Below are 25911 nucleotides of genomic sequence, written 5' to 3'. Positions count from 1 at the left end.
ATCCGGCGCCCATCGGCGCGTTCTGAATCCTTGCTGCTGGAGGCGTCATGTTCGTCCAACTCCCTTTTTGGCTCTTTCCCCTGACTGGCTTGATGGCGCTGGGGGCCCTCATCGCCCTGGGCCTGGTGCTCTGGCGCGGTGATCTCTGCCCGGGCCAGCGTTCGCGGATCACCACCCAGCTCTTCTCGGTCTGGGTGATCACCGGCCTCTCCCTGATGCTGGCGGTGGAGGCCAAGGCGGCCGACTGGCTGATCTGGAGCGGTGCTGCCGCCCTGATCCTGGGGGTGGTGCTGTCGCTGGCTCAATCCAGGCTGGAGGGCAAGCGCGCCATTCCCGCCACGCTGTTCTGGCTGCCGGCCATGCCGCTGCTGGTCTATGGCATCGGCTTGCTGCAGATCCAGGGCTGGCTCGGCGGCCTGCTGCAGATGGTGCTGCTGGGGGCGGCCTTTGCCCATTTGATGCTGCTGCGGGCCCGTCACCGCCTGCAGGCGTTCAATACCCTGCTGCCGCTGGCCGGGCTGGTGGCCGCCATCCTGAGTCTGCTCTGGCTGGCAGTGCTGGTGGGCTGGCAGGGAAGCAGCGCCAGCCTCGATGCGCTGATCCCCGGCGTGCTGACCCAGGCTGCCCTGCTGACTGCGGCCTTGCTGCTCTGGTTCAGCCCGCTCTATCGCCAGCAGGAGACTGCCCCGGTGGTGGTCTCCACCGCCCTGTGTGGCCTCATCATTGCCCAGCTTGCAGCGACCAGCGTGCTGCACCAGCTGGCCTGACAGACTGGCGTCATGAAAAAGCCCACCCCGGTTGCCCGGGGTGGGCTTTTTGCTGGCCGCAAGCAGCCCCTAGTAGAAGTCGTCGGCGCCGCAGATGAAGAGGCAACTGCTGCGCGGCTGGGCCAGGTACTCCCGGGTCAGCCCCTCCAGCGGCATGCCGAAGGTGCTGATGTCTTCGGGCGAGGGCAGGGCGGTATCCAGGATCCGGCGCCAGTAGCCGCCGACCCCCTTGGGGGGGCTTGGCAGGTTGAAGGTGAGCGGCTCCCAGTAGGCGTTGAACAGCACGTAGAGGGCCAGCCGGGTTTCGCTCGACAGGGCCGACATGGCGATGGCGTGGGAGTGGGGGCTGAAGTCCGGCTGGGCGGCGTTGACACCGTGCCAGCAGATCTCGCTGTGGCGCAGGATCTCGGTCAGCGACAGCGGCATGCTCTCCTGCTCCGGGCGCTGGAACAGGTGCTTGCGATACTGGATCAGCTCCTTCATGAAACGGAACATCTCCTGGCCCATGGCGTCGGGTTGCCACTGCATCCAGCAGGTGTCGTTGTCCTGGCAGTAGCCGTTGTTGTTGCCGTGCTGGGTGCGCAGCACCTCGTCCCCCATCAGCAGCATGGGGGAGCCCACCGAGAGCAGGGTGGCCACCATCATGTTCTTGGCCTGTCGCAGGCGCAGGGCGTTGATCTGGGGATCCTCGCTCGGCCCCTCCTGGCCGTGATTCCAGCTGAAGTTGTGATCGCACCCATCCCGGTTCTGCTCGCCGTTGGCGTCGTTGTGCTTGCCGTTGTAGCTGGCCCAGTCCCACAGGGTGAAGCCGTCATGGCAGGTGACGAAGTTGATGCTCTTCTCCGGATCGGCGTGATGGTAGTGGTAGATGTCCGGGCTGCCGCACAGCCGCTCCACGAAGGGCATCACCGCATTGTCATCCCCGCGCAGAAAGCGGCGCACGTCGTCCCTGAACTGGCCGTTCCACTCGCGCCAGCGGGCGCCAGCCAGGCTGCCCACCTGATAGAGGCCCCCCGCATCCCAGGCCTCGGCAATGAGCTTGATGTCGGCGATGCGGGGATCGGTATCGATGGTGCGCAGGGTCGGCGCATTGGCCTGGGGCTGGCCCGACTCGTCCCGCGACAGGATGGCTGCCAGGTCGAAACGAAAGCCGTCCACGTGCATCTCCTGGCGCCAGAAGTGGAGGCTGTCCATGATCATGCGCAGCACCACCGGGTGGGCACCGTTGAAGGTGTTGCCGCAGCCCGAATAGTTGGTGTCCTTCTGATTGGCGTCGAGGATGTAGTAGGCCTCGTTGTCGATGCCGCGAAACGAGAAGGTGGGGCCATCGTCGCCACCCTCGGCGGTGTGGTTGTAGACCACGTCCAGGATCACCTCGATGTTGGCCCGGTGCAGCGCCTTGACCATGTCGCGAAACTCGGTGAGAGGATCCTCGCCGCTGGCGTACTGGGCGTGGGGGGCAAAGAACGACATGGGGCTGTAGCCCCAGTAGTTGGAGAGCCCCTTGGGGGAGTCCTGAGGATCGAACTGGAACACCGGCAGCAGCTCGACCGCGGTGACGCCGAGGGATTGCAGATAGGGGATCTTCTCGATGAGACCGAGGTAGGTGCCGCGCAGGGCGGGGTCGACCCCTGAGCTCGGCGACTTGGTGAAGCCCCCCAGATGCAGCTCGTAGATCACCGAGCGGGAGAGGGAGTGGGCGGGCAGCTTGTCCCCCTCCCAGTCGTAGTGGCGGGTGTCCACCACCCGGTTCTTGGCACACTCCGCCAGGTTGCTGCCGGGGCGGGCCGCCGCCCAGCGATCGTAGTTGGCACCCAGCTCGATGCTGCGGCCATAAGGGTCCAGCAGCACCTTGTCCGCATCGAAGCGGGTGCCGTAGTAGGGGCGCCAGGGGCCCTGGATGCGATAGGCATAGCGTTGACCGAGCTCGATGCCCTCTATATGGATGTGCCAGTAGTAGGCGGTACGGTTGAGGCGAGGGGAGAGCGGGATCACTTCCGGCGTGGCGTCGTCGGCGCTGGTAAACAGCAGCAGTTCGACCCGGCTGGCGAGGCGAGCCCAGATGGCGAAGTTGACGCCGTCGTGCTCGGGTGTGGCCCCCAATTGACGGCAATGACCGGCGGAGATGCGCATGATAAACCTACCCAAAACGAGGAGTTACAAACCATCTGAGTGTAGTGCGCCAAGCTGGCCCCAAACCTGCTTGTCTGAAAAATCGGCGCTCTGTTGCAAATTCCTGCGATTTGTGCCGGTTTAATCTTCGAATGAAGTTTTTTTAGGATATTTACTTGCAATCTGAGCGCCGGCGCCTATTATTGGCGACCTCAGACGCGGGGTGGAGCAGCCCGGTAGCTCGTCGGGCTCATAACCCGAAGGTCGTCAGTTCAAATCTGGCCCCCGCAACCATCTGAGTTCTTGTATCAGGATTGCCTTGCAATGGTTTGATAAACAAGAGAATTCGAACAGGCTACTGCTCAGCCTGAACGAAAAAATACGGACGCGGGGTGGAGCAGCTCGGTAGCTCGTCGGGCTCATAACCCGAAGGTCGTCGGTTCAAATCCGGCCCCCGCAACCAACTATTTGTGTCCATGGCAAGCGCAGTGCGCGGCGGTGGAGACGAAGACAGCAAGGGGCAACTGCTCTGTCTCTTGCGGTGGCAATACAATTCGGACGCGGGGTGGAGCAGCTCGGTAGCTCGTCGGGCTCATAACCCGAAGGTCGTCGGTTCAAATCCGGCCCCCGCAACCAACTATTTGTGCCCATGGCAAGCGCTAGCGCCTGCGGTGGAGACGAAGACAGCAAGGGGCAACTGCTCTGTCTCTTGTGGTGGCAGTACAATTCGGACGCGGGGTGGAGCAGCTCGGTAGCTCGTCGGGCTCATAACCCGAAGGTCGTCGGTTCAAATCCGGCCCCCGCAACCAACTATTTGTATCCATGGCAAGCGCATTGCGCTGCGGTGGAGACGAAGACAGCAAGGGGCATCTGCTCTGTCTCTTGTGGTGGCAGTACAATTCGGACGCGGGGTGGAGCAGCTCGGTAGCTCGTCGGGCTCATAACCCGAAGGTCGTCGGTTCAAATCCGGCCCCCGCAACCAACTATTTGTATCCATGGCAAGCGCAGTGCACGGCGGTGGAGGCGAAGACAGCAAGGGGCAACTGCTCTGTCTCTTGTGGTGGCAGTACAATTCGGACGCGGGGTGGAGCAGCTCGGTAGCTCGTCGGGCTCATAACCCGAAGGTCGTCGGTTCAAATCCGGCCCCCGCAACCAACTATTTGTATCCATGGCAAGCGCTAGCGCCTGCGGTGGAGACGAAGACAGCAAGGGGCATCTGCTCTGTCTCTTGTGGTGGCAGTACAATTCGGACGCGGGGTGGAGCAGCTCGGTAGCTCGTCGGGCTCATAACCCGAAGGTCGTCGGTTCAAATCCGGCCCCCGCAACCAACTATTTGTATCCATGGCAAGCGCAGTGCACGGCGGTGGAGGCGAAGACAGCAAGGGGCAACTGCTCTGTCTCTTGTGGTGGCAGTACAATTCGGACGCGGGGTGGAGCAGCTCGGTAGCTCGTCGGGCTCATAACCCGAAGGTCGTCGGTTCAAATCCGGCCCCCGCAACCAACTTCCTTTCTCTATTACCTCAATCTCACCGTTTTTCATCCAGCCGCCTTCGCGGTCTTTTTGCTTTGTGTCACCCTCACGCTTGATATTGATTTTCAAGTGCAAATCTGGCTGTGACCCCGCTTTGTTGGGTATCATCACTGGTATCTCTTCATGGATGAGGGCCTTGCCCAATGATGCAATCATTTACCTATCTGCCACCGCAGATCGACATTCACGACGCCGGCCTCGCTGCCGTCCTCACCAACGGCCTGGCCGCCAACCTGCTGATCTGCGCCGAAGATCGCCGCGAAAGCCTGCTGGCCCTGCCCGAGTTTGCCGCCGTCGGCGCCCAGATCGCGCTGGGGCAGAAAGCGCCCTACAGCCTGGTGCTGCACAATACCCTGCAACTGCTGATCTTCCTGCCGGCACATCCCACGCGCGATCATGCCCTCTACAAGCAGGTGCGCGGCTGGGTTGCGCCGCTGGCCGGGCTCAAGATCGAGCGGTTGGGGCTGCACCTGGAAGGTTTTGACGAGGCCGATACCACGCTGTTGGCCGAACTGGTGCTGGCCACCTTGCTGGCCGCCAACGTGCCGCTGCCCAGTCACAAGCATCGTAGCGAAGATCCCTGGCGCTACCAGCAGATCGCGGTGTCCCCCAATTGCGTGCTGGATTTGGCGCGGATCTATGCCGAGGCGGAAGGCAACGGGCTGGCGCGCCATCTGGCGGTGTCGCCGGCCTCCGATCTGACCGCCCGCAGCTACCGGGAGTGGGTGCGTCAGCTCGCCCAGAGCGAGGGGTGGCAGTGGCATGAATACGATCAGGCCCAGCTCGCCGAGCGGGGGGCTGGCGCCTTCATCGCGGTGGCGCGCGGCTCGGAAGACAACCAGGCCGCCATGGTCAAGCTGAGCTACTGCCCGCCCAATGCGGTGCGGCGGCTGGCGCTGGTGGGCAAGGGGATCTGCCACGATTCGGGCGGCTACAACCTCAAGATCTCCGGCAGCATGTATGGCATGCACCTGGACATGGGGGGCAGCGCGGTGGCGCTGGGGACGCTCCACGCCATCAGTCGGGCCAGGTTGCCCTATGAGGTGCACTGCTGGCTCGCCATCGCCGAGAACCACATAGGCCCGCTCGCCTACCGGCCGGGGGAGGTGGTGACCGCCCTCAACGGCACCACCATCGAGGTGGTGGACACCGATGCCGAGGGGCGCATGGTGCTGGCGGATACCCTCTGCATGGCGGTGCAGGACAATCCGGATCTGCTGATCGACTACGCCACCCTGACCGGGGCCTGCAAGCGGGCGCTCGGCAGCCGTTACAGCGGCGCCTTCACCAACCGCCCCCAGTGGCTGGGGGAGCTGATCAATCTTGGCCAGCGCAGCGGCGAGCGGATCTGGCCCTTCCCGCTGGATGAGGACTACGACGACAACCTCGATAGCGAGTGGGCCGATCTGTTACAGTGTGCGCCGGGCTCGTCGCCGGATCACATCGATGCGGCCCGCTTCCTCAGCCGCTTCGTACCCGCCCAGACCCCCTGGCTGCACCTCGACTTGAGCGGTTTTCGCAACAAGGGTGGCAATGGCGTGGTCAGCAGCGAGGTGACCGGATTCGGGGTCAGATTGACACTGGATCTGCTGGCCGGCCCGCTGGGGCGGCGCAATGAATTTGATCAACCAGAACAGTAAGGGATCCCGTGAAAGTACCAAGTTATGACTGGGTGTTGTTCGATCTGGACGAAACACTGCTCGATTTCCCGGTCGCCCAGGCGCTGGAACAGACGCTGCACATTTACGGCGTGACGCCGACCCCGCCCAAGATGGCGGAGTACCATGCCCTCAACCACCGGCTCTGGCAGCAGTACAACTCCGGCGAGATCGATGCCACCCACCTGCAGCAGACCCGCTTCTCCCTGTTTGCCGAACAGGTGGACGTGGCGCCGATGGCGATGAACGATACCTTCCTGCAGCAGATCATCGCCCTGAGCATGCCGCTGGAGGGAGTGGTGGAGACCCTGCAGGCGTTGAAGAGCAAGGTGAAGATGGGGATCATCACCAACGGTTTCAGCCTGCCGCAGCGCGGTCGCCTCGACAAGCTGGGCTGGAACGAGTGGTTCGAGCCGTTGGTGATCTCGGACGAGGTACAGGTGACCAAGCCGGCGGCGGCCATTTTCCAGCATGCCCTCGAGCTGATGCAGCGCCCGGATCCGGCGCGGGTGCTGATGGTGGGGGACAACCCCAAGACCGATATCGCCGGCGCCGCAGCGCAGGGGCTGGCAACCTGCTGGTACAACCCGGCTCGCCAGGATGGCCCGTGCGAGGCGACCCACGAGATCCACCACTTCGCCCACCTCTCGGCCATTGTGCTGGGGCAGTAGATGCAACAGACCCCCTTGCCAGACAAGGGGTGAAAAAAACAAGGCAGCCCGCGGGCTGCCTTGTTTGTATCCGGCTGCTTGCTAGCGGCCGAGGCGAGCCAGCAACCAGGACTCCAGCAGTGCCACGCCTGGGGCCAGCACGGCCTCGTCAAAGTCGAACTCCGGGTGATGATGGGGCGCCGCCAGATTGGCCCCCAGGATCAGGTAGGCCGCCTCGCCACCGCTTCGCTGCACCCGTTCGATGAGAAAGCCCGCGTCCTCGCTGGCGCCAAAGCGGCGGGTATGGATGGTCTCCAGTTTGAGCGCCTGGGCGAGCGGAATGATCTCTTCGAGCAGGCTCGGACTGTTGTCGATGCCGATGGCTTCACCCTGCTTGCGGATGAGGTAGGTGGCGCCCTGCATCATGGCTGCCCCTTCCACCATCTGCTGCACCTGGCTGAACATGTAGTCGTTGAGGGCCGGCGTGGCGCCCCGGGTCTCTCCCTGCAACAGGGCGTGACCCGGGATCACGTTGCGGCCGCTGCCGCCATGGAGCTGGCCTACGTTGATGCGGGTCATGCCATCGCGGTGGCGAGCGATGCCGAGCATGGCGGTGGTGGCCATGCAGGCCGCCGCCAGCGCATTGCTGCCGGCGTTGGGCTCAAGTCCCGCGTGAGCGGCACGCCCCATGAACTCCACGTCGAACTTGGTGGAGCAGAGAAACTCGGTGGGATTGACCACCAGCTCGCCGCTGTTGGCATGAATGCCGATGTGCAGTGCCAGCAGGGCATCCACGTCGTCGAGCTGGCCGCCGGCGGCCAGCGCCTTGCCGCCGCGACAGCCCTCTTCAGCGGGCTGGAAGAACAGCTTGATGCGGCCGTTCAACCGATCGGCGAGGGCGGCGATGCGCTCGGCCAGCACCAGTCCGATGGCGGTATGGCCGTCATGGGCGCAGGCGTGCATCCAGCCGGCGTTGCGCGAGTGCCACCCCTCCTGGCTGGGGGGATGCAGCTCATCTTGGCTCTCTTCGACCTCCACCGCATCGATGTCGAAGCGAAAGGCCAGGGTCGGACCCGGACGGCCGCTGTCCCACAGCCCCATCACGCCCGTTATCTCTTCGATCCTGCCCAGCCAGTCCGGATGGGCACCCTGGCGCAGGGCTCGCTCCTTCTGGGCCTGCACGTCGATGTTGCGTCCCATGATGAGGTTGCTGGCCAGCAGCTTGTCGCCCAGCATGATGGAGAAACCGAGTTCACTGAGGTGGTGGGCGATGAGGGAGCTGGTACGAAATTCACACCAGGCCGCTTCGGGCAGACGATGAAGATCACGACGCCAATGGCTTAGCGCATCTTGTGTCATGGTAATTCCTGCATGGCGAATCCAGCGGACATTGTGACGGGCAGGGGGGCAAGAGTAAATCCCACAGACGCAACAGGGGGAGCCACTGGCTCCCCCTGTTGACAGGCTACCTCTGGCAGGCAGCTGCAATTATGTTCGCTTGGTCGTACTAATGGCCGTATTTGTCGTTGTTTTCGATGAACTACAAAAAAATGACATTAAGCGGTGAATTAACCAGCGTGATGATGCCTGTCGTTGCCCATCAGGATCGTTGAGTGGGCAACTAACCGCCTCAAAGCTGTGACAGTGACGGCAGAGAGACAGCAACCAGAGTGAAAAACACAGTAAAAACTGCAGTAACCACAAACTCTTTCATATTTTTGTCTCCCTTGGCTGACTGTTGATGGAACCAAGATACCACAATTGTGCGGTAAAACAATAGTAAATTGCATTTATAGGTGTGAATGTTGCTAGTGCGTATCGAAAGCTTCATTTTTGCATTTTTAAGCTCATTTTATCGTCTTGATAGTCATGTCATGCGGTGAAGAGAAGTGATCTATTTAGTTATTTCAATTAAAACAATACATTAGATCATTTCATTGCGATGTTAATAATGAGTTTTATATGAGGCTTTTTTGTTTTTTTAAAATTATGTCGGCAAAAAAAGACGATTTTTAGGGGGGAGTGATGACCCCGCCATGGTTTGGGCTGCTGTCAGCGCCATTTTCCGTCTCCAACATGTTTTTGTCGCAGTCGAACGGTTTTTCCCTGTCGTGACGCCACCTTCTGACATGTCTCTTCCCGTCTTTATTGCAAAATTCCCTCTGTTGATGGTGCTCTGTCGGCCCACTTTTCGTCTCTGTTCGGATCTTTTCCTGGCATGTTGGCTGCCCGATGGGGCGCCTACGGTCGGCAACGCCAAGGGACAGAGCAAAAGACAGAGCAAGAAGAGTGTGCAGAGAAGTCGTGCTGTTTGTTCTCGGCAGAAGCCGGACTGCAGAGGGCTGGGTACCGCGTTGTTGCGGCCCCTGAAGAAGCAATGCCGGTTGAACCGGTTAACGGTGCAAGGGGCCCCGAAGAAGGGGGATGGTGGGCAGGCGATAAACAGAGGAAGTGCTGCGAGGAGCGCCCAATGAAAAAGCCCTCCAGTGGAGGGCTTTTGTCACATCAACCTGAAAGCGGAGCTTAGAACAGGGTGGTGGAGAGATCGTAGAGCTCCTGATCGAACGGGCGCTTGAGGTTCTCAATGCAGTCGATGATGTCGTGGTGCACCATCTCGTTGCGCTGGATGCCGACGCAGCGACCACCGTGACCGGCCAGCAGCTGCTCGACGGCGTAGGCGCCCATCCGGCTGGACATGATGCGGTCACGCGCAGTGGGGGTACCGCCACGCTGGATGTGGCCCAGGATGGTGGCGCGGGTTTCGCGGCCGGTCAGGGCTTCGATGTCCTTGGCCAGGGCGTTCACGTCGGTGACGTGCTCACAGATGGTGATGATGGCGTGCTTCTTGCCCTTGGCTTCGCCTTCCTTGATCTGTTGCAGCAGCTTGTCCTTGTCGAACGCCACTTCCGGCACGATCACGTACTCGGCACCACCGGCAACGGCGGCGGACATGGCCAGATCACCGCAGTGACGGCCCATGATCTCGACCACGGAGATGCGATGGTGGGAGCTGCAGGTATCGCGCAGACGGTCGATGGCGTCTACCACCACGTTCAGCGCGGTATCAAAGCCGATGGTGAAGTCGGTACCGGCGATGTCGTTGTCGATGGTGCCCGGCAGACCGATGCAGGGGAAACCCTCTTCGGTCAGCTTCTTGGCACCCATGTAGGAGCCGTCACCACCGATCACCACCAGGGCGTCGATGCCGTGCTTTTTCAGATTTTCGATCGCTTCGGCGCGTACTTTCGGATCTTTGAAGGCGGGGAAACGGGCGGAGCCGAGGAAGGTACCACCACGGTTGACCACGTCGGAGACGCTGTGACGCTCCAGCTTGACGATACGGTCCTGGTGCAGACCGAGGTAGCCATCATAGATGCCGTAGACTTCCAGGCCATGATGCAGACCGGCGCGCACCACGGCGCGGATGGCTGCGTTCATACCCGGTGCGTCACCACCACTGGTCAAAACACCAATACGTTTGATTTGTTTGGTCATGAGTGCCTCTGGATCTGAGTTGTCGAATACGAAATGGTTGAATGAGACAAGCCACTTTTACTATATCGGCTTTCCTATGGGATGCGGCGGCTGCCATAGGAAAAGCGATATGCAGGAGGGGGCAAGCGCCCCCTCCATGGCAGCCGATTACTTGGCCGCGCCAGCGATGATCTGGGAGAAGTCGTCCACTTTCAGGGACGCACCACCCACCAGGCCGCCGTCGATGTCCGGCTGACCGAACAGGTCGGCAGCGGTAGCACCGGTGACGGAACCACCGTACAGGATCTGTACCTTGGCAGCCACGGCGGCGTCGAAGCCGGCCAGGTACTGACGGATGTGAGCGTGAACGGCCTGAGCGATTTCCGGGGTGGCAGTCTTGCCGGTACCGATGGCCCATACCGGCTCGTAAGCCACGACGGCGTTGTTGAAGGAGGCGATACCGCAACGGTCGATCACGGCTTTGAGCTGGGTTTCGACCACGGAGTTGGTGGTGCCGGCTTCGAACTGAGCCAGAGTCTCACCGATGCACAGCACGGGGATCAGGCCGCCTTTCTGGATGGCTTCGTACTTGGCAGCAACCACGTCGTCGGTCTCTGCGTGCAGGGTACGACGCTCGCTGTGGCCGACCAGGGAGTAGGTGCAACCGAAGGCTTTGAGCATGGACGGAGCGTTCTCGCCGGTGAAGGCGCCGGACTCGTGAACGTCGGCGTTCTGGGCACCGTAGGCAATCTTGCTGCCGGCGGTCAGTTGCTCAACCAGACCCAAAAAGATAACCGGCGGGCAGACGGCGACTTGCACAGAAGGATGAGCGGCAGCAGCCGGGGTCAGTCCTTTGATCAGAGCTTCGACGGAAGCTTTGGTGCCGTTCAGTTTCCAGTTACCCATTACCAGGTGCTGTCTCATCTTGTATATCTCCTAGGCATTTGATTGCGCGACATTATATGAATTGAACCGAGCCCAAGATAGCTGACCCGGCGGCAAATGACGTAATTTTTTTTCGCTTTCCTGATCCAAATCAGGAATGAAAGGCTCGATTGCTCAATCGTTAACCTGCCCTCGCAAACGGGCCCACCATACCCCAATCCATTCGTGAATGGCAGCCTCGGAATACATCAGATAGCGCCCTTTTGGCAGGTAGCTGTAGAGGGGCTGGGCCACCTGACTCTGCTTGGCGGTGTAGTCGGTGGGGGCAGCCACGGCGTTCAGTCCCTGACCCTGATAGAGCGCCATGGCCCGCGGCAGATGGGTTGCCGAGCTCACCAGCGCCACCCGCTTGCCCTTGAGGTGGGCGCTGATGCTGACCGCCTCGTCGTGGGTGTCTTTGTTGTTTTCAAACAACGTCATCCGCGAGCGGGGAATGCCGAGACTCGCCGCCATGCGGGCGTTGACCTCGGCGTTTGACAGGGGATCCCCCGATACATAGCCCGAAAAGATAAGCTCAGCTTGCGGATAAGCCAGGGCCAGCCGTACCCCCTCGAGGGTGCGGGCCAGCGCAATATTGTTCTGCCAGGATCGCTCGGGCACCGCCGGGTCGCTGACATGGCCGTTGCCGAGCACCACGATGGCCTCGATGTCCGGATGCTGGCTCACTTCGAAGGGGGGAAAGGTCTGCTCCAGGCCGCGGGCCAGCTCGTAGCTCACCGGGCGCATCCCCAGCAGGGTGACCAGCAGCAGCGAGAGGGTGGCCAGCAGTTTGCCGGTTTTCTGAAAACGGGTGAACCAGAGCAGCAAGAGCGCCAGCAGCAGCAGGCTGAGGGAGAAGGGGAGCGGCATCAGCAGCTGGCCCAGCCACTTTTTGAGATCAAACAGGGCGTCCACTTGTTATTCCTTATATAACAATGCATTAAAAAATTATTAAGGATTTTGGCGCCCTTGTATAGGCGCCTCTTCCTAAGGCGGCATGGCGCCATCAAGGCGCACAGGTTGTGCAGTGACTGCCTGCACAACCCCGAAAAGCGCGAAACGGGGGCAAAGTGAGCGCCAAACGATGTTTTTTCCATCACCTGGGGGAGGGAGCTGCGCCTTGAGTTTTCAGCAAATTCGGGATGTGACAGAATACCCTCTTTTTCGTCAGGCCCGTTTCCCGTGGCCACAGAGTTGAGTTCGTCTTGAAGCAAGATCAAAGTTTTGACGGGCGCGCCGACAAGTTCGCCCGCAACATTTATGACTCCACCAAGGGGCGCATCCGCACCACAGTGGTGTGGAGCGACATCGAAGCCTGCCTGGCCCGCCTTGGTAACCGGCCGCTACGGATCCTGGATGCGGGGGGGGGCTTTGGCTATTTCGCCCAGAAGCTGGCAGCCATGGGCCATCAGGTGGAGCTGTGCGATCTGTCGGCGGAAATGCTGGCACTGGCACGCAGCCAGATCGCCGAGAAGGGGCTGGAAGACAGAATTCGTCTCATCCATTGCCCCATTCAGGATCTTAAAGCACACGTGACCGGCACCTTCGATCTGGTGCTCTGTCACGCGGTGCTGGAGTGGCTCGCCGAGCCGCGCCAGACCTTGCTCGGTCTGTTCCCTTTCGTCAATGCCGGGGGCATACTGTCGCTGCTTTTTTACAACCGTCACGGTCTGCTGTTCCAGAGCCTGGTGGTGGGCAATTTTGACTACGTGCGCCAGGGGCTCAACAAGAAGCGCCAGACTGCGCTGACCCCCACCAATCCCCAGCTGCCGGAGCAGGTCTACGACTGGATTGGCCGGGGCGGGCTCAAGATCATCGGCAAGACCGGGGTGCGGGTGATCCACGACTACATGCGCCACAAGCAGGATCAGCGAGAAAAGTTCGACGATCTGCTGGCCATGGAGCTGCAATATTGCCGGCAAGAGCCGTTTATCTCCCTGGGGCGCTATATCCACGTGATGGCGCAAAAAACCACCGGTTGAGGCCACCTTTTTTGATGCTACCGGATGTAGCCGCGCGCAAGGCTTTGCGCCCAATACAACAACGAGATGACAACATCATGATGAGTACATCCCGTACCCTGCCCGAAATGGTGGGATGGGTCAGGCAGGAGGGGTTGGCGCTGAGCCTGCCCACCGATCGGCTGGCCTTTCTGATTGCAATCAAGACGCTGTCCGAAGATGAATCGGATCTGTCTGAAGCGGCGCTGCACGATGCCTTTGGCTACGTCAGCAACGCCTTCGGCCAGATGGACGAGACCCTCACCGGTCGCGCCAACAACGCCATCAACGATCTCATTCGCCAGCAGCTGCTGTCGCGCTTCAACACCGACATGGTGGCGGGGGAGAGCCTCTATCGCCTGTCGCGTCTTGGCATGAGTATCGTCGATTTCTTCATGGATCAGCGCCAGGTTGACTCCATCAAGCTCTCCATCCTGCTCGAACACCTGGCGGCCGAGCTCGACACCGCCCGCAAGGCGGCGCTCGAGACCAACACCCGCGAGCAGTGGGATGCCGAGGTGCTGCCACGGCTCACCTTCTCGCTGGAAGAGACGCTGGGGCGCATCGATCTCACCCAGCGCGCCATGGACGAGCAGCAAAATCAGGTCAAAAACGAGATTGCGGCCCTGCTGACCCAGAACTGGGTCGATGCCATCCACAGCTGCGAAAAACTGCTGCACGAGACCGGTCAGACCCTGCGCGAGCTGCAGGATACCCTGGACGCCGCCGGCCACCGCCTGCAGGCGGGGCTGCTCAATATTCAGGAAGCGGCGCAGGGGCGCGAGGATCTGTTCCACGTCGAGGAGCTGACCCATGCCCTGCAGGGGCGGCTGGACGTCATCACCAGCTGGGGCCAGCAGTGCATCGAGCTGTGGGCCCGCTATGACAGACACGTCCACAAGTTCATCCGCAACGCCATCGACATGGACAAGAACCGCGCCTTCAGCCAGCGGCTGCGCGACTCCATCCGCAATTTCGAGCAACACAACTGGTTGCTGCGGGTGGCCGAAGAGCCGCGTCTGCTGGAGCTGCGCGACGAGACCATCGCCATCCACGACGAGGAGGTGACCGGCGAGGTGCCCCTCGAGATGGAGTACATGGAGATGGTGGACATCAACCAGGAGCTGGCCGAGCGCATCGAGCGCTACCTGTCCCGCTACCCGGAGCAGGGCCAGCAGCTGGATCTCGCCGATGTGCTGCGCGAATACCTGCTGGACTACCCGGCCCATGCCCACTTCGACGTGGCGCGTCTTCTGATCGACCAGGCCGTGCGCCTGGGCCATGCCAGCGGCGAGCACCAGCTGCATCGTCAGCCCGCATGGAAACCCATTAACCAAGCTGGATCCAAGGTTCAGGCCTATGTCATTGATCAATACTGAGTTTCCCTTGCCGCTGCGGCTCGCAGAGGCGATTGCCAACCCCTTGTTTCCGCGCATCGACACCGCCTTGCGCTCCGGCCGCCACATCAGTGCCGACGAGTTCGAACAGCACTCGGCGCTGGTGGAGTACCACCAGGAGCTGGAGATCTTCTACGGCCGCTATCAGGTTGAACTGATCAAGGCGCCGGAAGGCTTCTTCTATCTGCGCCCGCGCCCGAGCGCCGACATCGGCACCACCGTCCTCTCCGAGCTCGACATGCTGGTGGGCAAGGTACTCTGTTACCTCTACCTGAGCCCGGATCGGCTCGCCTCGGAAGGGGTGTTCGCCATGGGCGAACTGCAAGAAGAGGTGCTGAGCCTGGCCGACGAGAAGCAGCTGCTGCGGATGGTCAACAGCCGCTCCGGCGGCACCGATCTCGACAAGAAAAAGCTCTTGGAGAAGATCCGCACTTCCATGCGCCGTCTGCGCCGCCTTGGCATGATCACCGCCCTCGGCAACAGCGATAAATTCCGAGTCAACGAGTCGGTGTTCCGCTTTGCTGCGGACGTGCGCTCCGATGAGGATCCGCGCGCCGTCCAGCTGCGGATGATCCAGGAGGGCGAGGCCATCTTCCACGACGACGAAATGCCGAGCAGCGACTCGCTGTTTGAGGATATCGAGGCGGATCTCGATGAAGAGCAGCTTGAACTGGAGGTGGAAGATGACCTGCAGCGTTAAATCCAAGGCCCAGATGGAGGCAAAGTCGTGAGAGGCAAATTCAAATCCCTGACCATGGTCAACTGGAACGGCTTCTTCGCCCGCACCTTCGATCTCGACCAGCTGGTCACTACCCTGTCCGGCGGCAACGGCGCGGGCAAGTCCACCACCATGGCGGCCTTTATCGCGGCGCTCATTCCCGACCAGTCGCTGCTCCATTTCCGCAATACCACGGAAGCGGGCTCCAGCAGCGCGTCTCGCGACAAGGGGCTCTACGGCAAGCTGCAGCGCGGCCACTGCTACTCCCTTTTGGAAGTAATGAACAGCCGCGAGCAACGGATCTGGGTCGGCGTTCACCTCGAGCAGGTGGCCAACCGTGACAACAAGGTCAACATCACCCCGTTCGCGCTGGTAGATGTGCCGGAGCAGTTGCAACCCACCGATCTGCTGCTGGAGAAGCTCGATGACGGCAAGGGGCGGGTACGTGCCTTCGCCGATCTGAAAGGGGCCGCCGCGGAGCTGGGGGCGCTGAAAGTCGCCAAGTTCAATACGGTGACCGACTATCACAACTTCATGTTCGAGTTCGGCATCACCCCGAAGAAGCTGCGTGATCAAAAGGATCGCGGCAAGTTCTATCGCCTGATCGAAGCCTCTCTCTACGGCGGTATCTCTTCGTCCATCAGCCGCTCCCTGCGTGAATACCTGCTGCCGGAGAACTCCGGCGTGCGCAAGGCCTTCCAGGACATGGAGGCGGCCATCTACGAGAACCGCCGCACCCTGGAAGCGATCAAGGAGACCCAGGGTCAGCGGGATCTGTTCAAGAACCTCATTACCGAGACCACCCACTATGTGGCGGCCGACTATGTGCGCAACGCCGCCGAGAAGAACCGTCTCTCCGAGCTGGCCCTCAAGGCCCGCCAGGAGCTGACAGGCAAGCGTCGCCTGCTGGCCGAGGAGAAACAGCGCGCCATCTATCTGGCTGACGAGGTGGAGCAGCTCACCAACCGTGAGAAACTGCTGACTGACGAGCTGGAATCGGCCGCCGAGCACCTGGCCAAGGTGATGGCAGCGGTCAGCTTGCAGAAGAAGATCGAGATGTACCGCGCCGATCTGGCTGAGCTGGTCGACAAGCTGGAGCAGCAGCAGGCGATCGTGGAGGAGATCCACGGCCAGCTGCTGGAGGTGGAAGAGCGCAAGGAGCTGGCGCAGGCAGAAGTCGACAGCCTCAAGACCCAGCTGGCCGATTACCAGCAGGCGCTGGATATCCAGCAGACCCGCGCCATCCAGTACCGTCAGGCGGTGCAGGCGCTGGAGACTGCCCGCGAGCAGTGCGAGCTGCCGGGGCTCGGCGCCGAACAGGCGAGCGACACCCTGCACCAGTTCCGCGCCGCCGAGCAGAGCCTCACCAGCCGGGTGCTGGGGGCCGAGCAGCAGCTGGCGCTGGCCAAGGCGGCGGTGGCCGAGCACGAAGCGGCGCTGGCGCTGCTCTTGAGCATCGCTCCGGAAACAGTGCGCGAGGCCGTCTGGCCCACCGCGCAGGCGCTGCTCAAGCGTCACATCGAAGACAAGGCCCGCATCGCCCAGGGGCAGGGGCTGCGCGCCGCGCTGGCTCGCCTCGAGAAAGAGAGCGAAAGCCAGCAGGCGCTGCTGCGCTTGCGTGACGAGCTGCAGCAGGCCTCTGGCCAGCTGATCGCGAGCCAGGACGAGCTGGAGATCTTCCTCGAAGCCCAGCGCACCCGTCAGGAGGAGCTCTCCGAGCAGCAGGCGGAGGTGAACCAGCGCCGCGCCAGCCTCGAGCATCAGGGCACCCAGCTGGGTCGCGATATCGCGGAGCTCACCAAGCTGGCTCCGCGCTGGCTGAAATCCTTTGAAAAACTCGAGCAGCTGCGCGAGCAGAGCGGTCTGCCGCTCACCACCGCCGAAGAACTTTCTTCCGGCATGCAGAGCGTGCTCGACAAGGAGCGCGAGTTCGAGCAGGAGAGCAACCGCATCGCGGCGCAGAAACAGGCGCTGGAGCTGCAAATTCGCAACCTGCAGCTGGGGGCTGGCGAGGCGGATCCGCGCCTGGCCCGCATCGCCGAGCAGGTGGGGGGCGTGCTGCTCTCCGATGTCTATGACGACATCTCCATCGACGATGCCCCTTACTACTCGGCGCTTTACGGCCCGGCCCGCAGCGCCCTGGTGGTGCTGGACCTTGAAGGGGCCATCGAGCGGCTGAAAAAGCTGGAAGATTGCCCGGAAGATATCTACCTCATTCAGGGCAACCCCGACTCCTTTGACGAGGATCTGGTAGAAGCGGACGAGCTGGGGGACGCCGTGCTGGTGCGCACCAGCAAGCGTCAGGTGCGCTTCTCCCGCTATCCCGAGCTGCCGCTGTTTGGCCGCGCCGCCCGGGAAAAACGGATCGAGCAGCTCGACCTTGAGCGCGAAGGCCTCATCGAGGGTTACGCCAAGGCCGCCTTCGAGCAGCAGAAGTACCACCGTCTCTACGGTCACTTCCGCGACTTTATCGGCCAGCACCTGGATATCGCCTTCCGCCCCGACCCCGAAGCGGAAGTGCAGGCCAAACAGGCCGAACTGCGCGCGCTGCAAGGAACCATCAGCGAGTGTGACAAGCAGCTGGCCGAGGCCAAAGCGGCCGGTGCCCAGCTGACCCGTCATATCCAGCTGGTGCAGGGGATGCTGCCCTTTGCCCACCTGTTTGCCGAGACAGACCTTGCAGTTCGCCTCGAGGCGGCTCACGCCGATGTGGAGGCCCTGAAACAGGCCGAAGCCTTTATCGCCAAACACGGTAAGTCGCTGGAAAAGCTGGAAACCATGGTGCAGGTGCTGCGTCAGGATCCGCAGGATCTTGCGACGCTGCAGGCAGCTTACGATGAGGTGAGCGATCTGCTGGCCGAGCAGAAGCGCCGTTGCTACGCCCTCGATCAGCTGGTGGCCCGCCTGCCGCACTTTGCCTATCAGGATGCGCAAGACCTGCTGGGCAAGGCGTCCGAGATGAGCGAGCGACTCAAAGAGAAGCTGAAAGCGGCCGAGCTGGCGGCCCGCACCGCTGGCGAGCAGCACAAGCAGATTGCCCAGCGCCACACCGAGGCGTTGCAGCTGCGCACCGCCCTCGATTCCAGCGCCTCGGCCAAGCGCCAGACCCTGACCGAGTTCGAGCAGGAGCTGGCGGCCATGGGCCTGACCCTCTCTGACGATATGGAAGAGAAGGCGCGTGCCCACAAGAAAGAGATTGAAGAGCTGCTGATCCGCACCCGTTCCCGTCGCACCAGCGCCGAGGCCCAGTTGCAGGTAACCAAGCGCGAAATCGAATCCCTTGGCGGTCGTCTCAAGCTGGAAGGCAAGGATTACTACAGCGCCCGTAAATCCCTGGTGGGCCACAAGGCGAGCTGGTCGCGGGTGGTGCGACTGGCGCGGGAGACCGACGTCGAGAAGCGCCTCAACAAGCGCGAACTAGCGTACCTTGACAGCGACGAGTTGCGTTCCATGTCGGACAAGGCCCTCGGCGCCCTGCGGGTGGCGGTAGCCCACGACGAGGCCCTGCGCGATGCGCTGCGACTGTCGGAGGGCAACCGCAGCACCGAGCAGAAGGTCGCTTTCTATGTGCAGGTCTACCGCTACCTCAAGGATCGCATCCGCAACGACATCATCCGCTCTGATGATCCGGTCGAGGCGATCGAAGAGATGGAGATCGAGCTGGCCCGTCTCGCTGACGAGCTCAAGCAGCGGGAAACCCATCTGTCGCTTTCTTCCCACGAGGTGGCGGCCAAGATCACCAACATCATCCGCCGCGAGCAGAACCGCATCCGGGTGCTCAACCAGGGCTTGCAGAACATCGCCTTCGGTCTGGTGCGCGGGGTACGCCTCAACGTCAATATCCGCGAGGCCCACACCCGTCTGCTGACGGCGCTGGCTGACCAGACCGCCATGCACAACGATCTGTTCGCCGACAAGGAGCTCAGCTTCTCCGAGGCGATGGCCAAGCTGTTCCAGCGCCTCAACCCGCAAGTGGAGCAGGGGGATCGCAGCTATCAGGTGATGGGCGACGTGCTGCTCGACTATCGCAACTACCTGGAGCTGGAGATCGAGGTGCAGCGCGGGGCCGATGGCTGGCTGCGGGCCGAGAGCGGCGCGCTCTCCACCGGCGAGGCGATCGGTACCGGTCAGGCCATCCTCTTGATGGTGCTGATCAGCTGGGAGGAGGAGTCCCGCCGTCTGCGCGGCAAGGACATCGCTCCGTGCCGTCTGCTCTTCCTCGACGAAGCGGCCCGTCTGGATGGCAAGTCCATCGCCACCCTGTTCGAGCTGTGCGAGCGGCAGGATATGCAGCTGCTTATCGCCGCGCCCGAGAACATCAGCCCCGAGAAGGGCACTACCTACAAGCTCATCCGCAAGGTACAGGGCAAGCACGAGCACGTGCATGTGGTGGGGCTGCGCGGTTTTGGCTTTAGCGACGACAAGCTCATCGCCTGACAGAGGCTGACGGATAAGGTATGAAAACGGGAGGCTTGGCCTCCCGTTTTGTTTGGAAACTGTGGCAAAGTAGCGGCGCGGCCATGGCTGGCCGGCACCACGCCGGTTCGCTCATGCCCGCTACCGCTTAATTGGCATCGACAACCCCGCAGGGGAGCAAGGACAAGGCACATGGTTGAAAAGGGGCAATTTTTGCGAAAGGGGCTGCTGCTGTCGCTCACTGTGCTGCTGGCCGCCTGCAGCAGCCGCTATGACGAGAGCCACGGCGGCAGCTGGCGCGGCTATAGCGAGACAGGGCTCGCTTCCTACTACGCCGATCGCTACCACAACAAGCGCACCGCCAGCGGTGAGCCTTATCAGCGCCACGCCAACACCGCCGCTCACATGGAGTTGCCCTTCGGCGCCATGGTGCGGGTCACCAACCTCGCCAACGGCAAGAGCGTGGTGGTCAGGGTCAACGACAGGGGTAATTTCCCGCGCGGGCGCATCATCGATCTCTCCAAAGCGGCCTTCAGCGCCATCGGCAATCCCCGCACCGGGCTTATCAAGGTGAAGATAGAGGCGCTCTAGGCGCTGATTCCTTCAGTGGCTTGAACAGAGTGTCCATCCTGCCCGGCTATATCCCGCCAGGCCGCCCCTCTTACACTGCTGCTCGACGCGAAGGTGGCGCCCGGATTGGGGCCCCTTTGCTTACCCTTGAGAAAATGGAGCAGACCAAGATGAGTGAAGAGAAACGGGTGTCCATCGCCGTGCTGAAAGCCCGCGCCGGCATGAGAGAGCCACTGCGCCGCGAGCTGCTAAAGCTCATTGCGCCGACGCGGCGTGAGCCGGGCAACCTGGATTACGTGCTGTTTGAATTGCAGGACGAGCCGGGCACCTTCTACATGCGCGAGGCGTTCGTCAATCAGGCTGCGCTGGACAGCCACTGCCAGACGGACTATTTCCAGGCCTTTGCCGCCGAGGCGGAGGCACTGCTGGCAGAGCCGCTGCGGCTGATTTTTATGGAGGAGGTGAGCCACGCCTAAATTAGTCGGGCCCACGGCTGGCCCGGCTTTTACTCATGCTCCGATGTCGCCCCGGACGCTATTCCATCACATCCCATTATGGCCCCCCTGGTCTGCGTCTCTGCATCCTCTACCGAGAGGTTGATCGGGGCTTATTGCTCTTATCCCGCCTGTTTATGCCTGCCGTCTTTTCATCTCCAGATTGTCCGCTAAGATACCCAAATGAAAATCAACATTGGGCCAAGCGACATGACCGCCATGGCGGGTGGGCGCTCTGACCAGGGTAGTCATCAGGCCGCCAAGATGGTTGAGCCGAGGAGGCGGGATGGAGATCGAACTGGCGGGGATAGCGCCAAGTGAGTTTGAACAGCGTTTTGCGGCCGTCAAAGAGGGGATCTTTCCCTATGTCGAGGCGGTGTTTGGCTGGGATGACGAGATGCAGCGTGAGCGGTTGACCAGCGAATATGAGCCGCACTGGTTCTCGTGGATCCTGGCAGGGAGCGAGCGAGTCGGCCTGCTCTGCTGCAAGGCATACGACGATGCGCTGCACGTCCATCTGCTGATCATCTTCCCTCGCCATCAGGGCCGGCAACTTGGTTCTGCCGTCATGGCGCGGCTGCATCGCGAAGCGGAATCTGAGGGGAGACTCCGGGTGACCTTGTCGAGCTTTAGCGCCAATCAGAGGGCGATAGGGTTTTATCGGCGCCTCGGTTATCAGGTGGTAGCGGAAGAACCGGCGTTCGTCTCCTTGTCTCGGCCGGTGACGAGAGAAGAGTTGTAGGTACTAATGGTTGACGGAGAGCCCTCATGGCAATGCTGGATATTTTAACGGTTCCCGACCCGCGATTGGGCATCAAAGGCCGAGCCGGTTGAGGATATTGCGGCCGTGCAAGGCCTGATCGATGACATGCTGGAGACCCTCTATGCCACCGACAATGGTATTGGTCTGGCGGCCACGCAAGTGGGGCGCAAGGAGGCCATGGTCATCATCGACCTGTCGGAAAAACGGGATCAGCCGCTGGTGTTGATCAATCCGCAAGTGATAAGCGGTACCGAACCGGCGTTTGGCCAAGAGGGGTGTCTGTCCGTGCCGGATTATTATGCCGATGTTGAGCGTTACGGCTCGGTGGTGGTGTTGGCACTGGATCGCCATGGCGTGCCTATCACGGTAAAGAGCTGCGATTTTCTGGCCATCGTGATGCAGCATGAGATCGATCACCTGCAGGGCAAGGTGTTTATCGATTATCTCTCGCCGCTAAAGCGCAAGATGGCGTTGAAGAAGGTGAAAAAACAGCGAGGGCAGTGACGTGGATGGTCATGGTCTATGTGATGTCGAAAACGCCTGGCGCTGGACTCTGTTTTACGCGTGCAAGAAAGGTTGAGGCTGATTTATGACATTGCAATTCAAGCATTTTGACGATGTGCAGGCCCCGGATTTTCTGCCGCTGCTTAACGACGCGACGCTCAGAAAACACCTGATTGATCACCCATGTTTCGATCTGCAAGGGGTTGGGCACTGGATGGACGACAAAATGCGGATCAACCAGCAGCCGGGGTGTCGTGTTCAAGCCGTGTTGATTCATGGGCAGCTGGCTGGGTGGTGCGGGATACAACCGGATGAGGATGGCGTCGAGCTGGCCATCGTCATCGGTCAGGCCCACTGGGGGGCCGGCATCGTCATCTTCAGGGAGATGATGTGCTGGGCACGGGAGATGGGGCATACCGAAGTCCGCTTTCATCTGCTTGACAGTCGTCCCGCTTATGCTGCACTGGCCAGCAAGGCGAGCCGGGTAGAGCAGACGCACCTCTCAGGGCTGGTGTTCACCACCTATTTTCTGTCGGTTGAGAGCTGGTTTGCAGCTTGCTGACGGCAGATCTAATTTGCCTGTTTGCCAATGTGCTGAATAACGTGTTTTGACATATCGACACGGTTTGAGCACCTGTCGTTTGGCCACCGCAAAGTGACAAGGATGGCACATGCACCTCGAATTCAAAAAAATAAACCTGGCGCGTGACTATGGGTTTTGTGTGGCGTCCCGCCGGGACGCCTATGTTTGCAGCTTCCATCGAGACGACGGATTTGACGAGTTTCTGGCGGGCTATCGGGAGCGAATGGCGACGAGGCTGACCAGCCAGGAGTGGCATTATCTGCATGTCTGGCAGGGGGGCGAGATAGTGGGGCAGCTGGAGTTTTGCACTGTCTCAGCCGAACCGGAAACCGGCTACATATACCTGATCTATTTGACGCCACAGGCTCGTGGTCAAGGCATGGCCGATCTGCTGCTGCAATATATCGGCCGCACCTTGTGGCAGGCTGGCTGCCGGCGAGTGGTGTTGTCGGTCAGCCGTCTCAACCCGCGGGCGCTGCGTTTCTATCGGCGCAGCGGGTGGCAATATCGGGGGCCAAACCCCAAGCATGCCGAGACAGATTTCTATGAATATTGGTTGCCGGATCCTGCGTGATCAGTAGCCGTATTTGAACGGGAAAAACAAAGTCCCATGGAGGGGAAAATAGATGGAAGTGAGACAAGTCCGGGTATCGGATGCAGATAACCTACTGGCCTTGATGAACAGACTCGACAATGAAACAACCTTTATGCTCTATGAGCCGGGTGAGCGCACCACGACTGAGGTCGAGCAAGCTCAAATATTGGCCTCGTTTGTCGATGCAAACAACAAAGTCATGCTGTTACTGTCGGAGCATGACGAGATTGCAGGTTTTATTGTCGGCATCGGTCAACCGGCAAATCGCAACAAACATGTACTGTATTGCGTTATCGGTATTCAACTCTCTGCAACTGGACAGGGCTTTGGCAAAAAGATGATGTCTGCGATGGAGGCGTGGGCCAGGGCGCACGGCTTTACCCGTATGGAGTTGAGCGTCATGTGTCACAATGCCCGGGCTTGCGCGCTATACCGTGCCTGCGGATTCGAGGTGGAAGGGGTCAAACGTAATACGATGAGAGTCGATGGTGCATATGTCGATGAATATATGATGGCCAAGCTGATTGAGGAGGGGGCATGAGCAAGATGCAGTGGCAGGTTTCCTTGAACGTCGCTTGGTCGTCAAGACGTGTGCACAGCGGGGCGTTGCTTGTGCTGGTGTCGCTGCTGGGCTGGCTGCTGACCATGGCGCCAGCTTATGCCGAGGAGCCGCAGCTCGGCGCCGAGTATCGCCCTCTGGTACAGAAGGTGATCGATGCCGCCAAGGCGCGGGATCCACAGTCCCTTGCCCGTCAGATCAAATACCCCTTCAAGCAGGAGTATCCCATCCCGGTCATCAAGAGCCCGTCCGAGATGGTGGCCCGTTTCGACGAGGTGTTTGATGACGCCCTTTTAAACAGCATCGCCAGCTCCCGGGTCGGGCAGGATTGGCAGGCCATGGGCTGGCGCGGCATCATGCTGGGCAGTGGCGAGGTGTGGCTGGATTTTGATGGCAAGGTGATTGGCATCAATCATCAGACGGCGCAGGCTGCAAAACGCAAGGCCGAGCTTGTCGCCAAACAGAAAAGCGATCTTTATCCCGGTCTGCGGGAGTACCAGCGCCCTGCGCTGATGTGGCAGACCGAGAAATTTACCATTCGCATCGACGAGCTGGGTGACGGCCGTTATCGCTATGCCTCCTGGGCCAAGGGCAAGGCGCTCAGCGACAAGCCGGACCTGGTGCTCAGCAATGGCACCGTCAGGGTGGAGGGCACGGGAGGCAACCACACCTATCTATTCACCAGCGGCCCTTACCGCTACGAGTGCGCCGTGACCGTTTTGGGTGAACGGGGCATGCCGCCGGGCGAGTTGGTGGTTTATCAGAACGAGGTTGCCATCATGCACCAGCCGGTGATCAAGGTGCTCTGATATCCCGTGATCTGCCCGGAACGTTCAACGCGCGGCCAAGAGCCGCGCTTTTGTTAGCTGTAATCGCTGATGGCTTTCGCTAGCCCTGCGGCACTCGAACCCCCTTGTCGAGATAGAGGCTGCTGTAGTGGGCGCGGTGGGTGACAAACATCACCTGATGACGGCTGCCATCGGAGAGGATGATGAAATCACCGGCCTGGGCAGGAGTGTGCAGGCTGATTTCATGTTCGGGGGCGGTCAGCTTGTCGACCTCCTCCTTGAAGGTGAGGGTGTAAGAATACATAGGGTGCTCCACAACAGGACCTTATACAGACACGCATCAAACGTAGCTGCTGTGGCCCGGATCTGCGGCGCCCAAGCGGCACCCGCGCACCATTTAATTTACCGGCCGCGGCGGTCTCGCTATCTTATGGAAAGCGGCCTGTGGCAAGTGCAGGCCAATCATGTCGGCGACAGTCAGGAGCGAGCGATGACAGAGCGTGAGTGGGAACCTGAGTTGGTGCGCATTGCCGCCTTCTCCACCGGTGCCAAGGGCGGCAATCCGGCCGGGGTCTGGCTGGGGCCGCAGCTGCCCGGTGTCGAAGAGATGCAGCGCATCGCCACCGAGGTGGGTTTTTCGGAGACCGCGTTCGCCGCGCCCTTGCCCATGCCCGCAAAGTCGGTGGATGAGCAGGCTGGCCCGCGGCAGTGGCGGGTTCGCTATTTCTCTCCTGCCGCCGAGGTGCCGTTTTGCGGTCACGCCACCATTGCCCTCGGGGTGGCGCTGGCCCGCCGGGTTGGCGCCGGCGAGTATCAGCTGCAACTCAATCAAGCCACCATCTCGGTCTCGAGCTGGCTGGACGGGGAAGGGGAGTGGCAGGCAGCGCTGCAATCGCCCCCCACCCGCAGCAAACCAGCCCCTGCCGAATTGGTGATGGCCGCGCTGGCACTGTTTGGTTATACCCAGGCAGATCTGGATCCCCGTATTCCACCGGCCCTCATTCATGGCGGCGCCGATCACCTGGTGCTGGCGCTCAATAGTCGCGCCGCCCTGGCGGCCATGCACTACCAGATGGCCGAGGGACGGACCCTGATGCAGCAAGCGGGGCTGGTCACCATCTTGCTGGCGTATGCTGCCCGCGAGCAGCTGTTTCATACCCGCAACCCCTTTGCCTATGGTGGCGTGTATGAGGATCCCGCCACCGGTGCCGCCACTGCGGCCTTTGCCGGTTACCTGCGGGATCTGCACTGGCCCCACGGCGGCATCATCGATCTCTTTCAAGGGGAGGATATGGGGATGGCGTCGCACCTGCATGCCGAGATCCCCCCCGAACCCGGCAGCTCAATCCGCGTATTTGGCCGCGCCCGCCTAATGTAATCGCCAGACAATGAAAAAACCGCCGGCTGG

Annotated in this window: 21 protein-coding genes, 8 tRNA genes and 1 pseudogene; 24 read left to right on the top strand and 6 right to left on the bottom strand. The window is 61.1% G+C overall.

Features of this window, described 5'->3' with window-relative positions:
* The first annotated feature begins 47 nt into the window (after window positions 1-47).
* Window positions 48-767 carry a hypothetical protein gene (locus tag C2U40_RS10820; RefSeq protein ID WP_029301004.1) on the top strand — a complete coding sequence of 240 codons (720 nt, stop codon included), beginning with the start codon at window positions 48-50 and terminating at the stop codon, window positions 765-767.
* 69 nt (window positions 768-836) lie between these two features.
* On the opposite strand, the gene glgX is transcribed toward C2U40_RS10820, so the two are convergent.
* A complete protein-coding gene (glgX, locus tag C2U40_RS10815; protein WP_016350606.1) occupies window positions 837-2900 on the bottom strand; it encodes a glycogen debranching protein GlgX in 2064 nt (687 codons plus the stop codon).
* 196 nt (window positions 2901-3096) lie between these two features.
* Here glgX and C2U40_RS10810 point away from each other — a divergent pair.
* The 10 genes from C2U40_RS10810 (at window position 3097) to yjjG (ending at window position 6739) form a co-directional block, all read left to right on the top strand.
* Window positions 3097-3173, top strand: a tRNA-Met gene (locus C2U40_RS10810).
* A gap of 92 nt (window positions 3174-3265) precedes the next feature.
* Window positions 3266-3342, top strand: a tRNA-Met gene (locus C2U40_RS10805).
* Between the two features lie 96 nt (window positions 3343-3438).
* Window positions 3439-3515: transfer RNA gene (locus C2U40_RS10800), tRNA-Met, on the top strand.
* 96 nt (window positions 3516-3611) lie between these two features.
* Window positions 3612-3688 (top strand) — tRNA-Met (locus C2U40_RS10795).
* Between the two features lie 96 nt (window positions 3689-3784).
* Window positions 3785-3861: transfer RNA gene (locus tag C2U40_RS10790), tRNA-Met, on the top strand.
* A 96-nt stretch (window positions 3862-3957) separates the two neighbouring features.
* Window positions 3958-4034, top strand: a tRNA-Met gene (locus C2U40_RS10785).
* Window positions 4035-4130: 96 nt separating this feature from the next.
* Window positions 4131-4207: transfer RNA gene (locus C2U40_RS10780), tRNA-Met, on the top strand.
* A gap of 96 nt (window positions 4208-4303) precedes the next feature.
* A tRNA-Met gene (locus C2U40_RS10775) sits at window positions 4304-4380 on the top strand.
* 173 nt (window positions 4381-4553) lie between these two features.
* Complete coding sequence (locus C2U40_RS10770; protein WP_103826827.1) at window positions 4554-6050, top strand: M17 family metallopeptidase; 1497 nt, start codon at window positions 4554-4556, stop codon at window positions 6048-6050.
* An 8-nt stretch (window positions 6051-6058) separates the two neighbouring features.
* The gene (gene yjjG, locus C2U40_RS10765) at window positions 6059-6739 is read left to right on the top strand and encodes a pyrimidine 5'-nucleotidase (protein ID WP_017410175.1); all 681 of its coding nucleotides are present in this window, start codon (window positions 6059-6061) and stop codon (window positions 6737-6739) included.
* A gap of 81 nt (window positions 6740-6820) precedes the next feature.
* Here yjjG and C2U40_RS10760 read toward each other — a convergent pair whose 3' ends face one another.
* The 4 genes from C2U40_RS10760 to elyC all read right to left on the bottom strand — a co-directional run bounded on the left by C2U40_RS10760 (window position 6821) and on the right by elyC (window position 12022).
* Window positions 6821-8077 carry a M20 family metallo-hydrolase gene (locus C2U40_RS10760; RefSeq protein ID WP_039215018.1) on the bottom strand — a complete coding sequence of 419 codons (1257 nt, stop codon included), beginning with the start codon at window positions 8075-8077 and terminating at the stop codon, window positions 6821-6823.
* Between the two features lie 1164 nt (window positions 8078-9241).
* Window positions 9242-10213 carry a 6-phosphofructokinase gene (gene pfkA / locus C2U40_RS10755; protein ID WP_011706225.1) on the bottom strand — a complete coding sequence of 324 codons (972 nt, stop codon included), beginning with the start codon at window positions 10211-10213 and terminating at the stop codon, window positions 9242-9244.
* 147 nt (window positions 10214-10360) lie between these two features.
* Entirely contained in the window at window positions 10361-11116 is a 756-nt protein-coding gene (gene tpiA / locus C2U40_RS10750) for a triose-phosphate isomerase (protein WP_016350610.1), read from the bottom strand.
* A 135-nt stretch (window positions 11117-11251) separates the two neighbouring features.
* A complete protein-coding gene (gene elyC, locus C2U40_RS10745) occupies window positions 11252-12022 on the bottom strand; it encodes an envelope biogenesis factor ElyC (RefSeq protein ID WP_181014698.1) in 771 nt (256 codons plus the stop codon).
* A gap of 299 nt (window positions 12023-12321) precedes the next feature.
* Here elyC and cmoM point away from each other — a divergent pair, with 299 nt between their 5' ends.
* From cmoM to C2U40_RS10685, 12 genes and pseudogenes are all read left to right on the top strand, one after another.
* On the top strand, window positions 12322-13098 hold the full coding sequence (gene cmoM / locus C2U40_RS10740) for a tRNA uridine 5-oxyacetic acid(34) methyltransferase CmoM (RefSeq protein WP_016350612.1): 777 nt from the start codon (window positions 12322-12324) through the stop codon (window positions 13096-13098).
* Between the two features lie 77 nt (window positions 13099-13175).
* A complete protein-coding gene (gene mukF / locus C2U40_RS10735) occupies window positions 13176-14495 on the top strand; it encodes a chromosome partition protein MukF (protein WP_103826829.1) in 1320 nt (439 codons plus the stop codon).
* The gene (gene mukE / locus C2U40_RS10730; RefSeq protein WP_011706220.1) at window positions 14476-15213 is read left to right on the top strand and encodes a chromosome partition protein MukE; all 738 of its coding nucleotides are present in this window, start codon (window positions 14476-14478) and stop codon (window positions 15211-15213) included. Before mukF ends, mukE begins: the two co-directional genes overlap by 20 nt.
* Before the next feature lie 27 nt (window positions 15214-15240).
* On the top strand, window positions 15241-19668 hold the full coding sequence (gene mukB / locus C2U40_RS10725) for a chromosome partition protein MukB (RefSeq protein WP_103826830.1): 4428 nt from the start codon (window positions 15241-15243) through the stop codon (window positions 19666-19668).
* A 171-nt stretch (window positions 19669-19839) separates the two neighbouring features.
* Window positions 19840-20238 (top strand): septal ring lytic transglycosylase RlpA family protein, encoded by a 399-nt coding sequence (locus tag C2U40_RS10720; RefSeq protein WP_043161642.1) that lies wholly within the window; start codon window positions 19840-19842, stop codon window positions 20236-20238.
* Between the two features lie 134 nt (window positions 20239-20372).
* The gene (locus C2U40_RS10715; RefSeq protein WP_164927654.1) at window positions 20373-20693 is read left to right on the top strand and encodes a putative quinol monooxygenase; all 321 of its coding nucleotides are present in this window, start codon (window positions 20373-20375) and stop codon (window positions 20691-20693) included.
* A 304-nt stretch (window positions 20694-20997) separates the two neighbouring features.
* Window positions 20998-21453 carry a GNAT family N-acetyltransferase gene (locus C2U40_RS10710; protein WP_077097512.1) on the top strand — a complete coding sequence of 152 codons (456 nt, stop codon included), beginning with the start codon at window positions 20998-21000 and terminating at the stop codon, window positions 21451-21453.
* A gap of 26 nt (window positions 21454-21479) precedes the next feature.
* Window positions 21480-21978: pseudogene (gene def / locus C2U40_RS10705) on the top strand (peptide deformylase).
* Between the two features lie 85 nt (window positions 21979-22063).
* A complete protein-coding gene (locus C2U40_RS10700) occupies window positions 22064-22540 on the top strand; it encodes a GNAT family N-acetyltransferase (protein ID WP_103826831.1) in 477 nt (158 codons plus the stop codon).
* A 109-nt stretch (window positions 22541-22649) separates the two neighbouring features.
* On the top strand, window positions 22650-23135 hold the full coding sequence (locus C2U40_RS10695) for a GNAT family N-acetyltransferase (protein WP_103826832.1): 486 nt from the start codon (window positions 22650-22652) through the stop codon (window positions 23133-23135).
* A 52-nt stretch (window positions 23136-23187) separates the two neighbouring features.
* On the top strand, window positions 23188-23697 hold the full coding sequence (locus C2U40_RS10690) for a GNAT family N-acetyltransferase (protein ID WP_103826833.1): 510 nt from the start codon (window positions 23188-23190) through the stop codon (window positions 23695-23697).
* Window positions 23694-24524, top strand: coding sequence for a hypothetical protein (locus C2U40_RS10685; RefSeq protein ID WP_103826834.1), 831 nt, complete (start codon window positions 23694-23696; stop codon window positions 24522-24524). The genes C2U40_RS10690 and C2U40_RS10685 overlap by 4 nt, the downstream gene beginning before the upstream one ends.
* Before the next feature lie 79 nt (window positions 24525-24603).
* Here the strand turns inward: C2U40_RS10685 and C2U40_RS10680 are convergent, their stop codons facing one another.
* Complete coding sequence (locus tag C2U40_RS10680) at window positions 24604-24807, bottom strand: hypothetical protein (RefSeq protein ID WP_024946319.1); 204 nt, start codon at window positions 24805-24807, stop codon at window positions 24604-24606.
* Window positions 24808-24993: 186 nt separating this feature from the next.
* On the opposite strand from C2U40_RS10680, the gene C2U40_RS10675 reads away from it, so the two are divergent.
* Window positions 24994-25881, top strand: coding sequence for a PhzF family phenazine biosynthesis protein (locus C2U40_RS10675; RefSeq protein ID WP_103826835.1), 888 nt, complete (start codon window positions 24994-24996; stop codon window positions 25879-25881).
* The last annotated feature ends 30 nt before the right edge of the window (window positions 25882-25911 follow it).

It is taken from the genome of Aeromonas sp. ASNIH4, from assembly GCF_002934425.1.
GTDB lineage: Bacteria > Pseudomonadota > Gammaproteobacteria > Enterobacterales > Aeromonadaceae > Aeromonas > Aeromonas hydrophila.
This window is presented reverse-complemented; position numbering and strand designations above follow the sequence as displayed.

Excerpts from the sequence above, each read along its gene's own strand:
- C2U40_RS10720 (WP_043161642.1), top strand. The coding sequence starts at position 19,840 with ATGGTTGAAAAGGGGCAATTTTTGCGAAAGGGGCTGCTGCTGTCGCTC.
- C2U40_RS10700 (WP_103826831.1), top strand. The coding sequence starts at position 22,064 with ATGACATTGCAATTCAAGCATTTTGACGATGTGCAGGCCCCGGATTTT.
- C2U40_RS10760 (WP_039215018.1), bottom strand. The coding sequence starts at position 8,077 with ATGACACAAGATGCGCTAAGCCATTGGCGTCGTGATCTTCATCGTCTG.
- C2U40_RS10770 (WP_103826827.1), top strand. The coding sequence starts at position 4,554 with ATGATGCAATCATTTACCTATCTGCCACCGCAGATCGACATTCACGAC.
- C2U40_RS10820 (WP_029301004.1), top strand. The coding sequence starts at position 48 with ATGTTCGTCCAACTCCCTTTTTGGCTCTTTCCCCTGACTGGCTTGATG.
- mukF (WP_103826829.1), top strand. The coding sequence starts at position 13,176 with ATGATGAGTACATCCCGTACCCTGCCCGAAATGGTGGGATGGGTCAGG.
- glgX (WP_016350606.1), bottom strand. The coding sequence starts at position 2,900 with ATGCGCATCTCCGCCGGTCATTGCCGTCAATTGGGGGCCACACCCGAG.
- C2U40_RS10710 (WP_077097512.1), top strand. The coding sequence starts at position 20,998 with ATGGAGATCGAACTGGCGGGGATAGCGCCAAGTGAGTTTGAACAGCGT.
- C2U40_RS10680 (WP_024946319.1), bottom strand. The coding sequence starts at position 24,807 with ATGTATTCTTACACCCTCACCTTCAAGGAGGAGGTCGACAAGCTGACC.
- tpiA (WP_016350610.1), bottom strand. The coding sequence starts at position 11,116 with ATGAGACAGCACCTGGTAATGGGTAACTGGAAACTGAACGGCACCAAA.
- pfkA (WP_011706225.1), bottom strand. The coding sequence starts at position 10,213 with ATGACCAAACAAATCAAACGTATTGGTGTTTTGACCAGTGGTGGTGAC.
- mukE (WP_011706220.1), top strand. The coding sequence starts at position 14,476 with ATGTCATTGATCAATACTGAGTTTCCCTTGCCGCTGCGGCTCGCAGAG.
- C2U40_RS10690 (WP_103826833.1), top strand. The coding sequence starts at position 23,188 with ATGGAAGTGAGACAAGTCCGGGTATCGGATGCAGATAACCTACTGGCC.
- C2U40_RS10715 (WP_164927654.1), top strand. The coding sequence starts at position 20,373 with ATGGAGCAGACCAAGATGAGTGAAGAGAAACGGGTGTCCATCGCCGTG.
- C2U40_RS10675 (WP_103826835.1), top strand. The coding sequence starts at position 24,994 with ATGACAGAGCGTGAGTGGGAACCTGAGTTGGTGCGCATTGCCGCCTTC.
- C2U40_RS10695 (WP_103826832.1), top strand. The coding sequence starts at position 22,650 with ATGCACCTCGAATTCAAAAAAATAAACCTGGCGCGTGACTATGGGTTT.
- C2U40_RS10685 (WP_103826834.1), top strand. The coding sequence starts at position 23,694 with ATGAGCAAGATGCAGTGGCAGGTTTCCTTGAACGTCGCTTGGTCGTCA.